Source organism: Aeromonas popoffii (genome assembly GCF_037818705.1).
Lineage (GTDB): Bacteria > Pseudomonadota > Gammaproteobacteria > Enterobacterales > Aeromonadaceae > Aeromonas > Aeromonas popoffii.
On record NZ_CP149129.1, the window covers coordinates 1,892,080 to 1,912,863 of the forward strand.

Consider the following 20,784-nt stretch of genomic DNA (forward strand, 5'->3'; position numbering starts at 1 on the left):
TCGTTAGCCCGTTATCTCTAATAAATGGGGTTCACTTCACGATGGGCGGCATTTTTATGGATAAAAGTAAAAGGTGGGTTTTGTAGGCTCAGCGGATTATCATCCCCGTTCTTAAATACCTTTTTATATGAGAGCGGTAGGTTCGATTAACCGGTAGGCGTAATCGGAGGCTCGCGAAGCCATTATAAAGAAAACGCCCCATTTATCATTCTCGATTGCTGGGCTTTGGTAAACGGTGGATTACCCGCCCTACAAACTAAAAATGTAATAGGTTGGCGCTTAGCGCAGCGAATCACACTGTTTATCCAACCTTGTGCAGATCAGGCGTTTCCCCGTTTATCTTGAAAAATCGGGCCATAAGGCGTATAACCACGCGCTTTACTGGTCTATTTAGCGAGCCCCTCCATGCAGCAAGTCGAGAAAATGCAGCCAACTCCTTTTTGGCAGGAAAAGAGCCTGCAACAGATGACCATGACGGAGTGGGAGTCCCTGTGTGACGGCTGCGGCAAGTGCTGCCTGAACAAGCTTATTGACGAGGACACCGACGAACTGGTGTTCACCAACGTCGCCTGCGATCTGCTCAATACCAAGACCTGCCAGTGTTCCGATTACGGCAACCGCTTCCAGAAAGAGCCCGATTGCCTGCAGATCACGGTCGACAAGATTGCCGAGTATGACTGGCTGCCCTCGACCTGTGCCTACCGGCTGCTGGCCGAGGGGCAGACCCTGCCCGAATGGCATCCGCTGATCACCGGCAGTCGCTCCGCCATGCATCAGGCCGGTCAGTCGGTGCGCGGCAAGGTGGTCCACGAAGCCCATGCCGGTGAGTGGATCGATCACATCATCACCTGGGCGAGCTGAACCCGGATCGGCCAAGCCGTTATCCGGCCCACAGTACCGTTGATATGCCGCAGGGGCAGGGGAGTCATACTCTTCTGCCCCTGTTGCTAGCTGGTGGCCTGCTACGAGCGATACACAGGCTCTGCCTCATCCTGCACCTTCCCTGTGAGAGAGTGCACTGAGCACGCCTTGCGGGGGCTATGGGGGACTATCGAAGGCTCCCGTTGCGGCTTTCCGTTTTATTGAAAAGAGGGAAAAGACGGGGGCAAGAGGGGGAAGGGAGAATCCATCCCAGTCACTTCCTGGTGAAGGGGGAGGGCTGTCAGATCCCTATCGAGTGGATGACTGCGGGCAAACAGACATAAAAAAACCGGCGCCTGGGCGCCGGTTTTTAGTCACTGCAACTCTTGCTTGGCAATAAGCGATTACAGAGAAGCGGTGAAGGTACGGGTGATGACGTCTTGCTGTTGCTCTTTGGTCAAAGAGTTGAAGCGAACGGCATAACCGGATACGCGGATGGTCAACTGCGGATACTTCTCCGGGTCTTCCATGGCGTCCAGCAGCATTTCACGGTTCATCACGTTCACGTTCAGGTGCTGACCACCTTCCAGGTTGGTCTCGTGATGGAAGTAACCGTCCATCAGACCCGCCAGGTTGGATTTCTGCGCTTCCATGTCTTTGCCCAGGGCGTTCGGCACGATGGAGAAGGTATAGGAGATACCATCTTTGGCGTAAGCGAACGGCAGCTTGGCGACGGAAGTCAGGGAAGCAACCGCACCCTTCTGGTCACGACCGTGCATCGGGTTGGCACCCGGGCCGAACGGCGCACCGGAACGACGGCCATCCGGGGTGTTACCCGTTTTCTTGCCATACACCACGTTGGAGGTGATGGTCAGTACGGATTGGGTAGCCACGGCGCCACGGTAGGTGTTGAGCTTCTGAATTTTCTTCATGAAGCGTTCTACCAGGTCACAGGCGATATCATCGACGCGAGCGTCGTTGTTACCGAACTGCGGGTACTCACCATCGATTTCGAAGTCGATGGCCACGCCATCTTCGTCACGAACCGGCTTGACCTTGGCGTACTTGATGGCAGACAGGGAGTCAGCCGCAACGGACAGACCGGCGATGCCGCAAGCCATGGTGCGATACACATCACGGTCGTGCAGCGCCATCAGGGAGGCTTCGTAGCTGTACTTGTCGTGCATGTAGTGGATGATGTTCAGGGCTGCCACGTACTGCTTGGCCAGCCAGTCCATGAAGTGATCCAGACGAGCCATCACGTCGTTGTAGTCGAGGAACTCGGAGGTCACCATCTCGGTCTTGGGACCGACCTGGATCTTGAGTTTCTCATCCATACCGCCGTTGATTGCATACAGCATGGTCTTGGCCAGGTTGGCACGAGCACCGAAGAACTGCATCTGTTTGCCGACGATCATCGGGGACACACAGCAAGCGATGGCATAGTCATCGTTGTTGAAGTCCGGACGCATCAAGTCGTCGTTTTCGTACTGAACAGAAGAGGTCTCGATAGATACCTTGGCGCAGTACTTCTTGAAACCGACCGGCAGCTTCTCGGACCACAGGATGGTCAGGTTCGGCTCAGGGGACGGGCCCATGGTGTACAGGGTGTTCAGCATACGGAAGCTGTTCTTGGTGACCAGGGTACGGCCATCAACGCCCATACCTGCCAGGGTCTCGGTCGCCCACATGGGGTCGCCGGAGAACAGTGAATCGTACTCAGGGGTACGCAGGAAGCGAACCATGCGCAGCTTCATGACCATGTGGTCCATCAGCTCCTGGGCTTCTTGCTCGGTGAGCACGCCTTTTTTGATGTCACGCTCGATGTACACGTCCAGGAAGCTGGAGGTACGACCGAAGGACATGGCAGCACCGTTCTGGGACTTGACTGCCGCCAGGTAGGCGAAGTAGGTCCACTGGACGGCTTCTTTGGCGGTCTTGGCCGGTACGGAGATATCGCAACCGTACTTGGCAGCCATGACCTTCATCTGTGCCAGGGCACGGTACTGCTCGGAGATCTCTTCGCGCAGACGGATGGTGGCTTCCAGGTTGACGCCGTTTTCCAGGTCAGCTTGCAGGGACTTGAACTGGGCCAGTTTGTCGGCCATCAGGAAGTCGATGCCGTACAGGGCAACACGACGGTAGTCACCTATGATACGGCCACGGCCGTAGGCATCCGGCAGACCGGTGATAACACCAGACTTACGGCAGTTCAGGATGTCTTTGGTGTAAACGTCAAACACGCCCTGGTTGTGAGTCTTGCGGTACTCGGTGAAGATCTTCTCGACCATCGGGTCCAGTTGACGACCGTACACTTCGCAAGACGTTTTAACCATCTTGATACCGCCGTTGGCGATGATGGCGCGCTTGAGCGGCTTGTCGGTCTGCAGACCTACAATTTGCTCCAGGCTCTGATCGATATAGCCGGCATCGTGAGCGGTAATGGTGGAGGGCAGGTCAGTATCAAAATCGACCGGCGCATGAGTGCGGTTCTCGATTTTGATGCCTTCCATGACCTTGTCCCACAGCTTGGTGGTCGCGTCGGTCGCGCCAGCCAGGAAGGACTCGTCACCTTCATACGGGGTGTAGTTCTTCTGGATGAAGTCACGAGTGTTGACAGAGGACTGCCATTCACCGGCCGCGAAGCCTTCCCATGCTTTTTGGAACTGTTCGTTAAGTTCTGCCATTTTCATTACCTCACACGGTATTGATGTAGTATCCCGCAATCATCCTTAATGATGACGACGGAAGATAAACCAGTAAGTCAGACCAACCATGACGCCACCACCAATGATATTACCAATGGTGACGGGAATGAGGTTGTGTAGGACGAAGTTGGATACGGTCAAGTCGGCGAAGGTCGCCGGATCCTGGCCGACAGCCTGCCAAAATTCCGGGCCTGCTACCGCATGGATAGCGATACCGACCGGGATCATAAACATGTTTGCGATGCTGTGCTCGAAACCGGAGGCCACGAACATGGCGACGGGGAGCAGCATGACCATTACCTTGTCGGTAGCACTGCGGGCGCCGAAGGCCATCCACACGGCGAGACACACCATGAGGTTGCACAGAATACCGAGGGCAAGGGCCTCGAAGAAGGTGTGATGGATCTTGTGCTGGGCCACTTTCAGGGCGTTCAGGCCCCACTGACCATTTGCCGCCATGTATTGGGCCGACATGATGATGAGCGCGACTATGATGAGACCGCCGATGAGGTTGCCGAAGTAGACCAGACCCCAGTTCTTGAGCAGTTGGCCCCAGGTGATGCGATTGGCCGCTTTGGCGACCAGCGTCAGGGTGCTGGAGGTGAACAGCTCGGCACCGAGTAGCACACAGAGGATAAGACCGAGGGAGAAACAGAGTCCGCCGACCAGCTTGCTGAGGCCCCAGGCGACATTGCCGGTACCCGTGGTGACTGTGATAAAAAAGACAAAAGCGATGGCGATGAAAGCGCCTGCTGTGATGGCCAGAGGGATGACCTTGCATGCCGGTTTGGTTGCCTTGGCATAGGTTATATCTTCTGCCAGTGCAGCGATGGCTTCTGGCTTGAGACAATCAAAGGGAGATTCTGCTTTCAATTCTCATGTACCTGCTGTTTTGCCTGTGGAAATCATAACAAAGGGCCAGATCGTCAAAATTGACTCCGATCAAGAATTGCAGATTGTGAATGTAATTTTACTACAAAAATTTGAGTCCCCTGGAAGCTTCCCGTTACACTAGGTTTCAGCTGAAACAGAAATGCCGGTTTTTTAATATAATGATTTTAAAGAATTTATTGGTCAGGTTTGAAAAGGTGTGCTGGCAAGGCATCTTTTCATCCTCCTCACATCATGGACTCGGCGTTGGCAACCCCCTAAGAGGTATTTTTTGTTTTTTATTTCATCATTGAATAACACATCCCCTGCCGGGGCACCATAAAGCAAAAGGGGCCATCAAGGCCCCCCAAAGACTACCACATCAGGCCCAATGATGGGCTCGCTTGGCTTTTTGCAGCTTTTCATACGCTGCCAGCAGCTTCTGGTGCTGAGGGAATTGGGCGAGCGACAAGTCGGCCGCCTCCAGTCCGTGGAAACGCGCTTCGCCGCTGGCGTTGGCCCATGCCTGTGCCAATGTCTCTTCGCCATACATGCGGGTAAACACGGCGCGGTACTGCTCCGGATCCCGCTCCTCGTCGATGAACAGCTCGACGCAGGCACGCAGGGCACGGTAATAGTTGGCGCGATCCGCCGGGAACACCGACTGGTTGAACTCCATGGTCCAGTCGATGAGATCCAGTGCCGTCTCCAGCTCACCGGCGGCCAGTGCCAGCATGGCTTTCAGCTCACCGACGCGCAGGGTGTGCAGGGCGGAGCCCTTGGCGGCGGCGATGCCCAGCAGCTCACGCACACGGGTGCGTTCGTCGTGCCCCTCTTCATCCAGTTGATCAAACAACGCCATATACTGCTCGGCATCCCAATCAAGTGATGGCAGCGCCAGGATCACTTCGCGCAGGTTGGCCCCCATGTTGTTGTTGGCCAGCAGCAAGTCCTCGGCCGGATAGATGTCGGACATGCCCGGCACCAGAATGCGGCAGGCGTAGACGCCCAGGTGCTCGTAGTCGGCGATGTAGACCGGCTGCTCCAGCTCGTGGAAGATGCCGATCAGATGATCGAACTCCTCCTGCGAGGTGCCGCGAAAATCCCAGTCGGCGAACGCGAAGTCCGCATCCTGCTTGAACAGATCCCAGCTGATGAGGCCCGAGGAGTCAATGAAGTGGGTCTCCAGGTTGTGGTGATCTGCGACCTGTTCGTTATCAAATGACGGCGGTACAAACACGTCGAGATCTTTGAGACCACGTCCTTGCAGCAGTTCGGTGACGGTGCGCTCGAAGGCCACTTCGAAGCGCGGGTGGGCACCGAAGGAGGCAAAGCAGGTGCCGTTGCTCGGGTTGAGCAGCACCACGCAGATGACCGGATAGCGGCCACCCAGTGAGGCATCGAAGCTGTAAATCGGGAAACCTTCCGCTTCCAGCGCCGCGATGGAGGCAGCAATCCCCGGATAACGGGCAATCACTTCCGCCGGGATCAGCGGCAGGCTCAGGGCCTCGGCGATGATCTTGTTCTTCACGTGGCGCTCGAACACCTCGGAGAGCGCCTGAGTGCGCGCTTCGGTGCGGGTGTTGCCGGCGCTCATGCCGTTGGAAACATAGAGGTTGCCGATGATGTTCATCGGGATATAGACGGTCTCGTGATCGGATTGGCGCTCAAACGGCAGCGCGACGATACCGCGCTCCTCGTTGTTCGACTGCAGATCCACCAGCATGTCGGCGGTCACTTCGCCGTCCGGGTTGTAGAACTTGCGGGTAAAGCTGTCGAGCAGGCCAGCGGGGAACTGATCCCCCACGATGGGGAACCACTTCTCGTTCGGGTAGTGAACGAAGTCGCCGTTGGCTACCTGCTCGCCCAGATAGAAGTCGGCGAAGAAGTAGTTGGTGGAGAGACGCTCGAAATATTCGCCAAGGGCCGAGGCCAGCGCCGCCTTCTTGCTGGCACCCTTGCCGTTGGTGAAACAGAGGGCGCACTCCTTGTCCCGGATGTGCACGGACCAGACGTTGGGCACGGGATTGAGCCAAGAGGCCTCTTCGATATTAAACCCCAGGGCTTGCAGCTTGGTCTGGAAACGGTCGATGGAGTCTTCCAGTGCCGCGTCCTTGCCGGGAATAAAAGTGTGGTCGGTCATCACAATATCCTGATTTTTATTGGCTCATGTTTGGCCGCAGATAATAGCAGGGGTCGGCGCGTTTGGCAGGCAAAAAACGGGGACAGGGCCCCGTTTAGCTATCGACAGATCCGGGATCGGCAGTCGGGTCAGCCGATAAACTTCAGGCCCGGGATCCCGCCGATGATCAGCAGCAGGCACAGTATGCGGACGAGGGGCGGGCGCGTTGAACAGCCAGCTCCACATCCGCTTGGTATCGACTGCGTAGGCGGTACCGAGCGGCCTGTTTGGCCAGCATGGCGAGAACAGCCCGCTCATCCCCATGGTAGCGGGGTCAGCAGGGTCGTCTCCTGGGGGCCAGCTGGCGGATATTGCAGCGAACGGCACAGAATATTGCGCAATTCGACTTGCACCCGCCGTCACAATCCGTAATGTGGGCAGACGCATTTTTCGCAACACGTATTTTGTAATCTACTTGTGAACGGCCCACGCCGGACAAGGGGTTACGGGTTTCAATACACAGTTTCAATAGCAGCTATCCAGGGTAGGACATTATGAAAAAAGTAGGTTTGGTCGGTTGGCGTGGCATGGTGGGTTCGGTACTGATGAGCCGGATGCTGGAAGAGAAGGATTTTGCCCGCATTCAACCCACCTTCTTCACCACCTCCCAGGCCGGTGAGGCCGCCCCCAATGTCGGCGTGGATGCCGGTACCCTGCAGGACGCCTTCGATATCGAGGCGCTGGCCGAACAGGATATCATCATCACGGCGCAAGGCGGCGACTACACCAAGGATGTCTATCCCCGCCTGAAAGCCGCTGGCTGGCAAGGCTACTGGATTGACGCTGCCTCCTCCCTGCGGATGGAGAAAGACGCCGTCATCATTCTGGATCCGGTCAACGGCGACGTGATTGAGCATGCCCTGAACGACGGCATCAAGACCTTCGTTGGCGGCAACTGCACCGTCAGCCTGATGCTGCTGGCCCTCGGTGGCCTGTTTAAGGCCGATCTGGTGGAGTGGGTGAGCGTGGCCACCTATCAGGCAGCCTCCGGCGGCGGTGCCCGCCACATGCGCGAGCTGGTCACCCAGATGGGCCTGCTGCGCGACGAAGTGGCGGTGGAGCTGGCTGATCCCGCCTCTGCCATCCTCGATATCGAGCGCAAGATCACCGAAAAGACCCGCTCCGGCACCCTGCCGGTGGACAACTTCGGTGTGCCGTTGGCCGGTGGCCTCATCCCCTGGATCGACACCAAACTCGACAATGGCCAGAGCCGCGAAGAGTGGAAGGGCCAGGCCGAGACCAACAAGATCTTGGGGATCGAAGATGCCGCCATCCCGGTGGATGGTCTGTGCGTGCGGATCGGTGCCCTGCGCTGCCACAGCCAGGCGTTTACCATCAAGTTGAAACAGGACGTGCCGCTGGCTGAGATCGAAGCCCTGCTGGCCGCGCACAACGACTGGGTGAAGGTGATCCCCAACGATCGCGACATCACCGCCCGCGAGCTGACTCCGGCTGCCGTCACCGGCACCCTCAGCATCCCGGTGGGGCGTCTGCGCAAGCTGAGCATGGGCCCGGAATACCTGGCCGCTTTCACCGTGGGCGACCAGCTGCTGTGGGGCGCCGCCGAACCGCTGCGCCGCATGCTCAACATACTGCTGGATCGCGGTTGATCCAACCTGGGTGAGTGTGAAGCAGGGGGCCGCGGCCCCCTGTTTTTTTGCCTGTTTTAGCGCGAAGAGTGTGGGCTTTCTGGTGCAATAGCAGAGTCACCCTGACAGTGCTCATGCAGAGGAATCGTCTCGTTATTTATCGAATTGATATTATTCATTTCCGGTTGCTTATTTTCTCCTGACTCAACAGTAAATCGTTACTCCAGTGATGAATGCATGCATGTGCGCCTTTTAACACCTTGAAACAGGGTAATTAATCCACGTTGGAAATAAGGCTTGTGGTGGCCATGCTGAATGCTTTTCTCTGCTCATCTCATCGCTTGTTACAAATGAAAATGCCCGCAAGATATCCCTCAGGGCCCCGATTGATTACACTTGGCGGCCTTGGCCCTGTGTGCTGCCCGTGTGCAGGCATGGCACCCATGGCGGGCAAATATTGATATAAGGTTCAGTCACCTGACGATGTGTCGCCAGCATTCTGGCCTGCCAGCATGGTTCATCTCATCATACGAATAGAGATGAATGATGGGGCGGCTGGCGAATTGGCGTGAATATGACGTAAGTGCAACAACAGAAAACAATAATAATGTTCAGGCTTGAGAATTGGGAAACACATGAGAGTCACGTGGAGTCTATTGTATTTATTCTGTGGTGTTGCCCTGGCTGGCCCTGTGCTGATCAAGGAGCAGAAGAGAGTAGCCAATCCGCTGATCGTGCCTTATCAGCAATATCGGCTGGATAACGGTCTGACGGTGATACTGACGCAGGATCACTCGGATCCGCTGGTGCATGTGGAAGTGAATTATCGGGTCGGGCTTGCGCAAGAGGTGCCAGGTCAGTCCGGCATGGCGCATTTGTTCGAACACATGATGTTTCAGGGCTCTGCCCATGTGCGGGAGGAGGGGCATATCCGTCTGCTGCAGCAGGTGGGGGGGCGTGACATCAACGGGCTGACGACACGGGATCAAACTCGCTATTACCAGACGGTGCCGGCCAATCAGCTGGAGAAAGTGCTCTGGCTGGAGTCGGATCGCATGGGGTTTCTGCTGGATGCGCTCTATCAGCAAACGTTTGACGCCAAGCGTGACGTGGTCAGGAACGAGCGAGCCGACCTGGTCGACACGCTTGCCTATGGCCGGGTGCTGGAGGTGTTGAACCGTACCCTCTATCCACCCAATCACCCCTATTTCAACACGCCGTTTGGCAGGATGGCGGATCTGGATCGCCTCACCCTGGAGGACGTGCGCCAGTTTTTCCTGCGCTGGTATGGCCCCAATAATGCCACTCTGGTGATCGGCGGAGATATTCAGCCGGCGCAAACCCTGGCCTGGGTCGAACGCTACTTCGGCACCTTGTCGCCAGCCCCCGGTCAGGCTCGCTCTGTGCCCCGGCCTGTGGCGCTGAAAAAGAGTCGGTATCGTACCCTGACAGCCCAGGTACAGGACCCCATGCTGGTGCTGGCCTATCCGACCGTGTCGGCCCAGGACCCGGGTTTTGAAGCCCTCGATCTGCTGGCCGATCAACTGGGGGGCTCCGCCAGTGGCCTGCTGCAACAACAGTTGCAACAGAGTGGCAAGCTGGTGTTCGTGTCTGCCCGTCATGAGTGCGGCGTGCTCGCCTGTATGCTGGTGATCCAGGCTATTCCGAATCTGGATCAGGGCGCCGAGCTTGAACCCATCAAGCGCGAGATTGACGGTGTCATTGCCAGACTGGCCCAGGAGGGCGTCCCCAGGGCCCGGCTCGAGCACTCTGCCAATGCCTTGCGTGCCAACCAGATTTGGTCGCTGGACAGTATGGCCGGTAAGGCGGAATTATTGGGCACGGGCCACAGCCTGTTTCAGGAGCCCAATTACCTGCATCGCTATCTCGAACGGATGGCGCGGGTGACACCCGCCGAGGTAAAACGGGTCCTGGACCACTATGTACTGCACAAACCCCGGGTGGTGCTGAGCGTGGTGCCCGAGGCGCATCAAGCGTGGCAGGCCGGTCCGGTCAATTTTGTCGAACCGCCCCCCTTGCCGCGTACCCTGGTAGGGCCTCTCTTGCACTCACGCCCAGTCAAGGAGACCCTGGACCGGCGTCAGGAACCGGCCAGTGGCGGGGCGTTGCCCGTGCCACTGCCCACCTTGTGGCAAGCCAGCCTGGGGGGGCGGGTCTCCTTGCTCGGTCACTACAGCGATGAGGTGCCCGCTTTTGTCATGCGCATCAACTGGCCTGGTGGGTCTCGGGCCGAGCCAGAGGGCAAGGCCGGACTGGCTGATCTGACTGCCGGCATGCTTTCCCAGGGCAGTGAGCAGTGGCAGGCTGCCGCCATTGAGGAGCGGGCGCGTCAGCTGGGCGCCAGCCTCAGTTTTGGCTATGAGGCAGGCTACAGCCAGATCACGGTGCAGGGGATGACCTCCCACTTCGATGAGACGCTGGCGCTGGTAAGGGAGCTGTTGTTGCAGCCAGCCTTGCGACCGGCAGATTTCCAGCGCCTCAAGCTCCAGACCCAGCAATGGTTGAAGCAGCAAGTGCGAGAGCCCCAGTGGCAGGCCGATCAGCAGTTTCATGCGCTGATCGACGGTTTGGCCAGGGTGCCGGATCCACAGGCACAGTGGCAATCTCTGACCCTGGATGATGTGCGCGCCTTCTATCGGTCTGTCTATCGCAGCGGGGAGGCCAAGGTGGTGGTGAGCGGGGATCTGGCGCAGGAGAAGGTGGTGAGTGCACTCTCTTTTCTGGTTGAGCCAGAGGGGCAGTCGCCCAGCCTGCGGCCCCTCGGCTTTACCGGCCAGCAGGCCAAACGGGCCATCTATCTGCTGGATAATCCCGGCGCCAGCCAGAGCCTTGTTCGCATGGGGCGCCGCGCCATGGCGAACGACGGGTTTGGTGAGCAGTTCCTGGCCGGGTTGATGAATGCCTCCCTGGCGGATCGGCTGCATATCCGCCTGCGTGAAGAGCTGGGATACACCTACTTCATCGATACCGCCTTCAGTGGCAACAGTCAGGCGGGTTATTTTCTGCTGCAAAGCAGCGTGCGCACCGAGGTGACCCGGGCCGCCCTGCAGCAGATCCTGCAAGAGCTCGACAAATACCAGCGGCAGGGCCCGACCCGACTGGAGGTGCGTACCCTGAGTGAAGGTGTGCTCAACCGTCAGGCGCTGGACTACGAGACGCTGCCGCAGGAGGTGGAGTACATGCTGCCCATCTTGCTGGCGCAGTGGCCGCAGGATTATGTGGAGCAGCGGGTACGGACGGTCAGCCAGCTGTCGACACTCACCTTGCGAGACTTGGCCCGCCGCTGGCTCGACCCCGATGACATGGTGATCCTGGTGGTGGGGGATGCCAAGGTGCTGGCTCCCGCGCTCGCCACCCTGGGTTGGCCGGTGCAGCGGCTCTCTGCCGCACCTTGATGAGGGTGTTTTTCGGTGCTGATATCAACAGCCCGCCCCATTTTCAGGGGGCGGGCTGTTTTTTTAAGCCGTGAAAGGGGCCAGGGCATCAGGCGACGGCCAGCGCCGCCGCCAGATCGGCGATCAGATCGTCGGCATCTTCTACCCCGATGCTGAAGCGGATGAGATCGTCATTCACTCCGGCGGCGAGACGGCTCGCCTCGTCCATGGCGGCGTGGGTGGTGCTGGCCGGATGGCAGGCCAGGCTCTCCAGATCGCCCAAACTCACCGCCTGCACGAACAGCTGCAGGTTGTCGAGCAGGGTGGCACAGCGGGCAAAGCCGCCTTCCAGCTCTATGCTCACCATGCCGCCAAAGCCACTGGCGAAGGCGCCGAGGGCATCGTGGCCCGGGTGGCTGACGAGGCCCGGGTAGATCACCTTCTTCACCGCCGGGTGGGCGGCCAGGAACCCGGCCACTTTCTGCGCGTTGTGCAGGTGGGCATCCATGCGCAGTGGCAGGGTCTTGACTCCCCGTTGCAGCAGGTAGGCCTCCTGCGGGCCTATGGGGGAGCCGATATGCTTGAGGGCCACGGTGCGGATAGATTTCATCAGCGCGTGGGAGCCAGCCACTACCCCGGCGATGATGTCGCCGTGGCCACCCAGATACTTGGTGCCGCTGTGCATCACGATATCGATGCCAAGCTCCAGCGGACGCAGCAGATAGGGGGTGAGGAAGGTGTTGTCACACACGCTGATGGCGCCCACCTTGCGGGCTGCTTCCACCACCAGTCGTGGATCCACCACCTTGAGGGTGGGGTTGGTCAGGGTTTCGAACAGTACCACCTTGGTGGCGGGGCGAATATTGGCCAGCAGATCCTGATCGCTCTCGTAGGCGGTGACTGTGATGCCAGCGCGGCTGAAGGTCTGTTTGAGAAACACATCGGTACCGCCATAGAGCGGGCCGATATAGGCTACCTCATCGCCGCAGTCGGCCAGGGCATACATGATGGCGCTGACCGCTGCCATGCCGCTTGCCACCACCAGCGCTTCGTCGGCGCCCTCAAGGGCGGCCAGTTTCTGCTCCAGCTCGGCTGTGGTGGGGTTGCCAAAGCGGCTGTAGATAAAGCCGGGGGCCTGACCTGCGAAACGCTCCTTGCCCGCCTGGGCATTGAAGTAGCTGAAGGTGCTGCTCTGATAGATCGGGGTGGTGAGGGCGCCGGTCTGGGGATCGATCCGTTGGCCGCTGTGCACGCTCATGGTTTTGAATTTCATTCTATTACTCCGTCATTGCCAGGCTGTGGCTTAACTGCTTGTGTCATCTGATGGCGGGACGCTGCGGCATCCCACGTCTAATCGGTGTGGCAGCGTCAGGCTGGCTGCGGTTGGCGCCGCTCGCTGTTTGTCGTCTGCCCGCTTGCCGGCTGCTGGTTGGCTGAAGCCGGGGCGGCGGCATAGTGGCGGGCTGCCACGTCGGGGTGGGAGCGCAGCCGCCCTTTGAGCACGTTCTCCCCCACCTGATAGAAGAGCGGGTTGGCGGGGTCGCTCTCGGGGCCTTGTGCCTGCGCTGCCAGTTCGGGGGAGAGGGTGAGCAGGGGCACGGTGGCATCGAGCCGCGCCGCCATAAAGAAGGCGCAGGAGAGGCGTGATACCCCGGGCGGCGGGCTCACCACTCGGTGCAGGGTCGCCTTGAGATAGCCGTTGGAGGCAAGCTCCAGCAACTCGCCGATGTTGACCACCAGCGCACCCGGCAGGGGCGGGACCGGGATCCAGCCGGTGGCAGTCTCCACTTCCAGCCCGGAGTGATGGTCCTGCATCACCAGGGTCAGGTAGCCGGGATCCTTGTGGGCGCCGACCCCCTGACTGCTGCTGCCCGTCTCTTGCCCCGGGTAGTGGATCAGCTTCATGTGCTGGTAGGGGGCGCCGCGAATGCTCCCCTCGAACACCCCGACCGGCTGTTCCAGCACCTCGGCAAAGGCGGCGAGCAGGGTGAGGGTGATGTCGCTCATCCGTTCCTGCCAGGTCAGCAATTGCGTTTTCATCTCGGGCAGGGCGGCGGGCCACTGGTTGGGGCCTATCAGCCGCTGCCAGGGGGAATGGATCTCGTCCTCTGCCAGCGCAGGCGCTTCATTCATAATGTCGAACTGCTCGCGCCGGTCCGGCCGCTGGCGGGTGAGCTCGGCACCCACCTGGTTGTAACCGCGAAAATGGGGAGAGAGCACCATCTGCACCGCGCGTTTTTCCGGCTCCGGCAGGGCGAAAAAGCGGGCCGCCAGCGCCAGGGTCTCTGTCTGTTGCGCCTCGCTCAGGCCATGGCCTGTCAGATAAAAAAAGCCAATTTCGCGGGCCGCTCGGCCAAGCTGGGCCAGCATCTGACGACGAGTGTCAGGGGCGCCTTCGAGTGCGGCGAGATCGATGTTCGGCAGTGGTGAATGTGCCATGTGCACCTCCTCATTGTCTGAGCGCCGGGCTGTTTTCCGGCCACTCAGTGCAAAAACGACAGCGCGTCGATCGGTGGTGAGCCACCGGGCCGATCGGTAAAGATGGCGCCATTTGGATTGAGGGTGATGCTACTGTTCGGTGTTATAAGACGGAAACAACAAATTATTCTTAGTTATATACAAAAATCGAAATAGAATTCGACACTCATTCGGGTGGGTGTTTATTGAGCGGTCTATGGGGCCTGGTACCGACAGTCCCACCAGCGCAGCGGGCATCCGGCTATTGCGAGAACAAGCGTCTGGCTGGCATAGCGGTCACTGGCGGGAGTGGGCCGGGCTATCGGGGACGGGAAGCAAGCAGGGGGGCTGATGCCTCCCTGCTTGTTATGTGCGTTGAGCGGGGATCAGGCAAAGGCCTGCTCCCCGCGTTACCTACTCAGTAGCCCAGGGTAAAGCGCTGGCGCAGGTGGGCCGGTTTTTCCACCTCGTTCAGCACGCCATCGGCCAGATCGCCGACAGAGATCCCGGCAGGTTTGTCGCCGCTGAACAGCACCTGATCGCCACCGAGGTGATAGCCACCGCGCTTGTCGCCGGGTTCGAGGAACACGGGCGGGGAGACGAAACGCCAGTCGAGGGTGGTTTCATGGCGCAGGGCGGTGAGACCGTCGCGGGCCGCCAGGGCGCCCTGCTTCCACTCGGCCGGGAAGTCCGGGGTATCCACCAGCTGTACGCCGGGGGCGATTTCCAGACTGCCGGCACCACCGACCACCAGCAACCAGCTGTGGGCTGCTTTGGCTGCCGCGACTATGGCCTTGGCCCCTTTGAGGTACTGGTCGTAGATGTCCGGTGCACTCCAGCCCGGGTTGTAGGCGCTGATCACCCGGTCGTGCCCCTTGAGCACCTCGGTCAGTGCCTGGGGGTTCTGGGCATCTACCGCCACGGCGGTGACCTGCGGGTGGGCAGCGACTTTGCTGACATCGCGGACGATGGCGGTGACGTGATAGCCGCGGCTGACGGCTTCATTGAGGATGGCTGTACCGACAAAACCGCTGGCACCGATCAGGGCAATTTTCATGGGGGATTCTCCTTCACTGTTGGAATGAGGCTATCCTACGCCGTCGAATGTGATTTAATAATCGGCTATGAAATTGATTCACTTGTAAGCTGGATTTAACAATGGAACAGCTCAAACGTTACGCCATCTTTGCCGCCGTGGTGGAGGCGGGCAGCATGACGGGCGCCGCTAAGGCCCTGGGCATGACTCCCTCCGCCGTCAGCCAGCATATCAGCCAGCTGGAGAGCCTGCTTGGCCTCCCCCTGCTGCACCGCTCCACCCGTCGTCTCAACCTGACCGAGGCGGGGGAAGTGGTGTGGCAGGGATGCCAGTCGTTGCAACAGACATTGAACCAGACCGAGTTGCGCCTTTCCGAGGTACGCGACAGCCTGCTCGGCGAGGTGCGGATCACGGCGCCCGTGGGGATGGCGGGCCAGCCGTTGGCGCGGGCCTTGTCGCCGCTGTTGCAGGCCCATCCCGGCCTGTGCATCCAGATCATCGCCGACGACGAGAAGCGGGATCTCATCGCCGAGCGCATTGACGTGGCGCTGCGGGTCGGCACCCTGTCCGACTCCACCCTGGTGGCGCGCAAGCTGGGCCAGACCCGGATGCTGCTCTGTGCCTCGCCCGCCTATCTGGCACGCAAGGGGACACCGCGTAGCCCGGCAGATCTGCTGGAACACGACTGGCTAGCGGCGGACATGCTGAGCGGGGGCCTGACCTTCTTCGACGACAAGGGGCAGGGCCACAAGGTCAAACCCAAGCCCAGGGTGGTGTGCAACAACGTCTTGCCGCTGCGCCAGTTCACGCTGGTGGGGCAGGGGGTCTCGCTGCAACCTGAGGGGGAAATCGCCGAGGATCTCGCCCAGGGTCGGCTGCTGGAGCTGCTGCCGGGCTTTCGGGTGCCGCCCATGGAGATCCACGCTATTACTCCCCAGCGGGAGATCCCGGAGAAGGTGCGACGAGTGATCACGGCCCTGCGCAGCCACTTCGCCGAGCCGTCGGGGGCCGTGCCGGCGCGCCCCTGAGCCGGGTGACTGACAGGGGGCGCGCCATCTTGTCTTGACTTGCTAAAAGCAGAGGGCAGCCTGTTGGCTGCCCTCTGTCGCTTGCATTGATCCCGGCGCTATTTCATATAGAGGCCGCCGTTGATGGACAGGGTTTCCCCCGTGATATAGGCGCCCGCCTCACTGGCGAGAAAGGCCACGGCGGCGGCGATCTCCTCCGGCTTGGCGAGGCGGTGCATGGGAATATCGGCCTTGATGCTGTCGAGGATATCGCTGCGGATCGCCTCCACCATGGGGGTGGCGGTGTAACCGGGAGCGATGGCGTTGACCGTGACCCCGAAGCGGGCTCCCTCCGCCGCCAGCGCCTTGGTGAAGCCCAGCATGCCCGCCTTGGCTGCCGAGTAGTTGACCTGACCGAACTGCCCCTTCTGGCCGTTGACCGAGGAGATGTTGATGATGCGGGCATCGCGCTGCTCGCACATGGCGTCGAACAACGGCTGGGTCACGTTGTAGAGGCTGCACAGGTTGGTCTGGATCACCTCGAACCACTGCTCAGGTGTCATGCGCTTGAAGGCGCCATCCCGGGTGATGCCGGCGTTGTTGACCAGCACGTCCACCCGGCCCTCGTCCTGCAACAGGTGACCCAGTGTTGTACGACACATGGCGGTGTCTGTCACATCCAGTGGCAGTAGCCGCACTTGATCCGGTCGATAACCCTGCTCCCCGTACCAGTCGTGGGCCGCTGCACCGTTGCCGCTGGAGTGGGTGGCAATGATGCGATAGTCCTGGGCCAGCAAGGCGGTGGTGATAGCAGATCCTATGCCGCCACGGGCTCCGGTGATCAAGGCAATTTTTTTCATCTTTGCTCTCCCTGAAAAAAGATTCGAACGAGGACTTTATGGGCTTTTCAGGCTAATTGATATATTTGTTTTAAAACAATCTGACAGGGAAATGCGTTACTTTTGTGACAGGTTGACAACCTGGCTTGACGGCTTTGTTGAAGGCATGGGGGGCGGCTATGTTGAATGTGGCCACTTGGGCGGGCATGCCCCTCTGCTGGTCGCGTTCCCGACCCTCAATGACACCGATCTTCCCCACTCGTATCCCCTGGCCGTGCTGGCAGCTGCAGCGGATCTTCTTGCACGAGACAGGGCAGACGATGGCCCACGCTGAAAAGACCCTTAACTGACCTGTATTGCCCCATCGGCGGTGTTTTTACGCCTCTTTTTGCTCACCCATCTTGCTGCGAATGCGCTCGAACAGGCTCTGCAGGCAGGCTTGATCCTTGTCGGCGGCGCGCACTGCGCCATACATATGACGGCGGACTCCGCCCCCCAGCGGCCTGGCTTCGAGCAAGCCCTGTCGCACAAACTCCTCGCTGGCCCAGCGCGGCAGGGCGGCGACCCCGAGCCCGGCGGCGGCCATCTGCAGCATGACGGAGGTATTGTCCACCAGCTTGCAGCGGGCGGGCTCCACGCCGGCGGGTTGCAAAAAGCGGCTGAAGATATCCATGCGGCTGCGCTCCACCGGGTAGACCAGCAGCACCTCTGGCCCAAGGTCGCTCGGCTCGATGCGGCTCTGGTGGCAGAGGGGGTGATCCGGCGCCATCACCAAGTTGAGGTCGAAGGCAAACAGCGGTTCGAAGTGGAGATCGCCGCGGGCCTGCACGTCCGAGGTGAGCAGCAAGTCGAGCTGACCGCCGAGCAGGGCATTGATGGCATCAAAGCCGGGCACCGACTCCACCTCCAGATCCACCCCCGGCCACTGGCGGCGAAAGTCGGGCAAGAGCGGCAGCAGCCACTGGATGCAGCTGTGGCAATCGAGCGCCAGATGCAGCCTGCCCGCATCGCCGCTCTGCAGGGCGTGCAGTTGCTTCTCGGTCTGGGATAGCGCGGGCAACACCTGGCGGGCCAGACTCAGCAGCAGCTGGCCTGCCGCCGTCAGCACCAGGGGGCGGCTCTTGCGCAGGTAGAGCTCCAGATTGAGGCGGGTCTCCAGCTCTTTGAGCTGATGGGAGAGGGCTGACTGGGTGAGGTTGAGAGTCAGCGCGGCACCGGCCAGCGACCCCTGCTCGGCCAGCGCGGTCAGGGTTCTCAAGTGCTTGATTTCCAGACCTGCATTGCTTGGCACTGCCATAACATGGCTCCTTGTTGCATCAATCGCGGATTTTTTGAGAGGCTGTTGAAAAGGATTCAATAGCCAACGCCACCTTATCTTGTCATTTTGGATGTGTAAACATCTGGATGGCCAAATCATCCAGTTTCCCATCAGATGAATGAGCATAAGGAATTGGACCTATGACACGAGCACACACACTAGGCTTCCCCCGTATCGGCGCCAAGCGCGAGCTGAAATTTGCCCTCGAATCTTACTGGCGTGGCGAGACCACTCAGGCGGAACTTATCGCCACCGGCAAGAGCCTGCGTGAGCGTCACTGGCAGGCCCAACGCACCGCCGGGGTCAACCTGCTGCCGGTGGGGGATTTTGCCTGGTACGATCAAGTGCTCGGCACCAGCTTGCTGGTGGACGCAGTGCCTGCCCGTCACCGCCACGGTGACACCGATCTCGATACCCTGTTCCGGGTGGCCCGTGGCCGTGCGCCGACCGGCCCGGCTGCCGCCGCCGCCGAGATGACCAAGTGGTTCAACACCAACTATCACTACCTGGTGCCCGAGTTCAGCCGCGACCAGCGCTTCAAGCTGGGCTGGAGCCAGCTGTTTGACGAAGTGGAAGAGGCCAAGGCGCTGGGACTGCCAGTCAAGGCTGTGCTGCTGGGGCCCGTCTCTTATCTGTGGCTTGGCAAGGAGAAAGAGAGCGGCTTTTCGCGCCTCGAACTGCTCGACCGTCTGCTTATCGTCTACCAGGAGATCCTGGCCAAGCTGGCTGCACAAGGCGTGGAGTGGGTGCAGATCGATGAGCCGGTGCTGGCGCTGGACCTGCCGGACGAGTGGCGGTTGGCCTATCTCAATGCCTATGAGCGCCTGAGCGGTCCCTGCAAGCTGCTGCTCACCACCTATTTCGGCTCGGTTGCCCATCAGCGCGACATCATCACCAGCCTCAAGGTGGATGGCCTGCACCTGGATCTGGTGGCGGCACCCGAGCAGCTTGAGACGCTGGTCCCGCACCTGCCGGCCCAGTGGGTCATCTCTGCCGGGGTGATCAATGGCCGCAACGTCTGGCGTGCCAATCTGGCCAAGCTGGCGCCGACGCTGAAAGCATTGAAAGAGAAGCTGGGCGAGCGGCTCTGGGTAGCCTCTTCCTGCTCCCTGTTGCATAGCCCGGTGGATCTCACCCTGGAGCACGAGCTGGACACCCAGACCCGCAGCTGGTTCGCCTTCGCCCTGCAAAAGTGCTATGAGCTGGGGCTGCTCTCCGACTATCTCGATGGCGGAGCTCTGGACAAGATCACCGCCTACAGTCAGCCTATCGTGGCGCGGGAGTCCGACAGCCGGGTACACAAGAAAGCGGTACAGTCGCGCCTTGCCAGCCTGACCAACAGTGATTTCGACCGCCAGAGTGCCTATCCGGTGCGAGCGCAGGCCCAGCGCCATGATCTCAAGCTGCCGCTGTTGCCGACCACCACCATAGGCTCCTTCCCGCAGACCTCGGAAATTCGGGTGCTGCGTCAGGAGTGGCGGGCCGGTCGCATCGACGATAGCGCCTACGAGGCGGGTATCCAGGCCCAGATAAAGGATGCGATCGAGCGCCAGGAGGCCATCGGGTTGGACGTGCTGGTGCACGGCGAGGCCGAGCGCAACGACATGGTGGAGTATTTCGGTGAACTGCTGGACGGTTTTGCCATCACTCGCTTCGGCTGGGTGCAGAGCTATGGCTCCCGCTGCGTCAAGCCGCCGGTGATCACCCGCGATATCGACCGCCCGACCCCCATGACCCTCGAGTGGACCCGGTTTGCCCAGAGCCTGACTGACAAGCCGGTGAAGGGGATGCTGACGGGCCCGGTGACCATCCTCTGCTGGTCCTTCCCGCGCGAAGATGTGAGCCGTGAGCAGTCCGCCCTGCAAATTGGCCTGGCCATTCGCGACGAGGTGGCGGATCTCGAAGCTGCCGGCATCAAGATCATCCAGATCGACGAACCGGCGATCCGCGAAGGCTTGCCCCTGCGCAAACAGGATCACCAGGCGTATCTGGACTGGGCGGTGCGCGCCTTCCGTCTGAGCGCGAGCCCTGTGGTGGACAGCACCCAGATCCATACCCACATGTGTTATAGCGACTTCAACCTCATCATAGAGGCGGTGGCAGCGTTGGATGCGGACGTGATCACCATAGAGACCAGTCGCAGCCAGATGCAGCTGCTCGAAGCGTTCGAACGCTTCAACTATCCCAATGAAATCGGGCCTGGCGTGTATGACATCCACTCGCCGAACGTGCCGAGCCAGAGCTGGATTGAGGGCTTGCTGCGCAAGGCAGCCAAACAGATCCCGGCCGAGCGGCTCTGGGTCAACCCGGATTGCGGCCTCAAGACCCGCGGTTGGGAAGAGACTGAGGCGGCCCTCAAGGTGATGGTCAATGCCACCAGGGCGCTGCGGGCCGAGCTGGCTTAGTTCGGCAGTCATGCTGGCAACACAGCAGTAAACCACGACAGAGTACGGGCATAATGAAAGAGGGAAGGCGCATGCCTTCCCTCTGTTTTTGTGCGGGCGCGTGCGTTAGGCTCAGGG

General features: G+C 60.0%; 14 protein-coding genes. 6 read left to right on the top strand and 8 right to left on the bottom strand.

Annotated elements, in window-relative coordinates:
- Positions 1-423 precede the first annotated feature (423 nt).
- Entirely contained in the window at positions 424-861 is a 438-nt protein-coding gene (locus WJM78_RS08840) for a YcgN family cysteine cluster protein (protein WP_212513751.1), read from the top strand.
- Positions 862-1,265: 404 nt separating this feature from the next.
- Here WJM78_RS08840 and pflB read toward each other — a convergent pair whose 3' ends face one another.
- The 3 genes from pflB to ycaO form a co-directional block, all read right to left on the bottom strand.
- Positions 1,266-3,548, bottom strand: coding sequence for a formate C-acetyltransferase (gene pflB / locus WJM78_RS08845; RefSeq protein ID WP_275930176.1), 2,283 nt, complete (start codon positions 3,546-3,548; stop codon positions 1,266-1,268).
- 45 nt (positions 3,549-3,593) lie between these two features.
- On the bottom strand, positions 3,594-4,442 hold the full coding sequence (gene focA, locus WJM78_RS08850; protein WP_042039345.1) for a formate transporter FocA: 849 nt from the start codon (positions 4,440-4,442) through the stop codon (positions 3,594-3,596).
- 379 nt (positions 4,443-4,821) lie between these two features.
- The gene (gene ycaO, locus WJM78_RS08855) at positions 4,822-6,582 is read right to left on the bottom strand and encodes a 30S ribosomal protein S12 methylthiotransferase accessory factor YcaO (RefSeq protein ID WP_339015172.1); all 1,761 of its coding nucleotides are present in this window, start codon (positions 6,580-6,582) and stop codon (positions 4,822-4,824) included.
- 533 nt (positions 6,583-7,115) lie between these two features.
- Between ycaO and asd the strand changes: the two genes are divergently transcribed.
- The gene (gene asd, locus WJM78_RS08860) at positions 7,116-8,231 is read left to right on the top strand and encodes an aspartate-semialdehyde dehydrogenase (protein WP_339015174.1); all 1,116 of its coding nucleotides are present in this window, start codon (positions 7,116-7,118) and stop codon (positions 8,229-8,231) included.
- A gap of 614 nt (positions 8,232-8,845) precedes the next feature.
- Complete coding sequence (locus tag WJM78_RS08865; RefSeq protein ID WP_339015176.1) at positions 8,846-11,626, top strand: pitrilysin family protein; 2,781 nt, start codon at positions 8,846-8,848, stop codon at positions 11,624-11,626.
- Between the two features lie 88 nt (positions 11,627-11,714).
- Here the strand turns inward: WJM78_RS08865 and WJM78_RS08870 are convergent, their stop codons facing one another.
- The 3 genes from WJM78_RS08870 to WJM78_RS08880 form a co-directional block, all read right to left on the bottom strand.
- Positions 11,715-12,878 (bottom strand): PLP-dependent aspartate aminotransferase family protein, encoded by a 1,164-nt coding sequence (locus WJM78_RS08870; protein ID WP_339015178.1) that lies wholly within the window; start codon positions 12,876-12,878, stop codon positions 11,715-11,717.
- Positions 12,879-12,973: 95 nt separating this feature from the next.
- Positions 12,974-14,044: an isopenicillin N synthase family dioxygenase gene (locus tag WJM78_RS08875; RefSeq protein WP_339015180.1), complete on the bottom strand. Its 1,071-nt coding sequence runs from the start codon at positions 14,042-14,044 to the stop codon at positions 12,974-12,976.
- A gap of 436 nt (positions 14,045-14,480) precedes the next feature.
- The gene (locus tag WJM78_RS08880; RefSeq protein ID WP_339015182.1) at positions 14,481-15,119 is read right to left on the bottom strand and encodes an NAD(P)-dependent oxidoreductase; all 639 of its coding nucleotides are present in this window, start codon (positions 15,117-15,119) and stop codon (positions 14,481-14,483) included.
- 101 nt (positions 15,120-15,220) lie between these two features.
- Here WJM78_RS08880 and WJM78_RS08885 point away from each other — a divergent pair, with 101 nt between their 5' ends.
- Positions 15,221-16,126, top strand: a complete 906-nt coding sequence (locus tag WJM78_RS08885) for a LysR family transcriptional regulator (protein ID WP_339015184.1) — start codon at positions 15,221-15,223, stop codon at positions 16,124-16,126.
- A gap of 98 nt (positions 16,127-16,224) precedes the next feature.
- Here WJM78_RS08885 and WJM78_RS08890 read toward each other — a convergent pair whose 3' ends face one another.
- On the bottom strand, positions 16,225-16,965 hold the full coding sequence (locus tag WJM78_RS08890; protein WP_108536111.1) for an SDR family oxidoreductase: 741 nt from the start codon (positions 16,963-16,965) through the stop codon (positions 16,225-16,227).
- Between WJM78_RS08890 and WJM78_RS08895 the strand changes: the two genes are divergently transcribed.
- A complete protein-coding gene (locus WJM78_RS08895) occupies positions 16,943-17,278 on the top strand; it encodes a hypothetical protein (RefSeq protein WP_339015186.1) in 336 nt (111 codons plus the stop codon). The genes WJM78_RS08890 and WJM78_RS08895 overlap by 23 nt on opposite strands.
- A 42-nt stretch (positions 17,279-17,320) precedes the next feature.
- Here the strand turns inward: WJM78_RS08895 and WJM78_RS08900 are convergent, their stop codons facing one another.
- Positions 17,321-18,241, bottom strand: coding sequence for a LysR substrate-binding domain-containing protein (locus WJM78_RS08900; protein WP_108536109.1), 921 nt, complete (start codon positions 18,239-18,241; stop codon positions 17,321-17,323).
- A gap of 161 nt (positions 18,242-18,402) precedes the next feature.
- Here WJM78_RS08900 and metE point away from each other — a divergent pair, with 161 nt between their 5' ends.
- The gene (gene metE / locus WJM78_RS08905; protein ID WP_339015189.1) at positions 18,403-20,667 is read left to right on the top strand and encodes a 5-methyltetrahydropteroyltriglutamate--homocysteine S-methyltransferase; all 2,265 of its coding nucleotides are present in this window, start codon (positions 18,403-18,405) and stop codon (positions 20,665-20,667) included.
- The last annotated feature ends 117 nt before the right edge of the window (positions 20,668-20,784 follow it).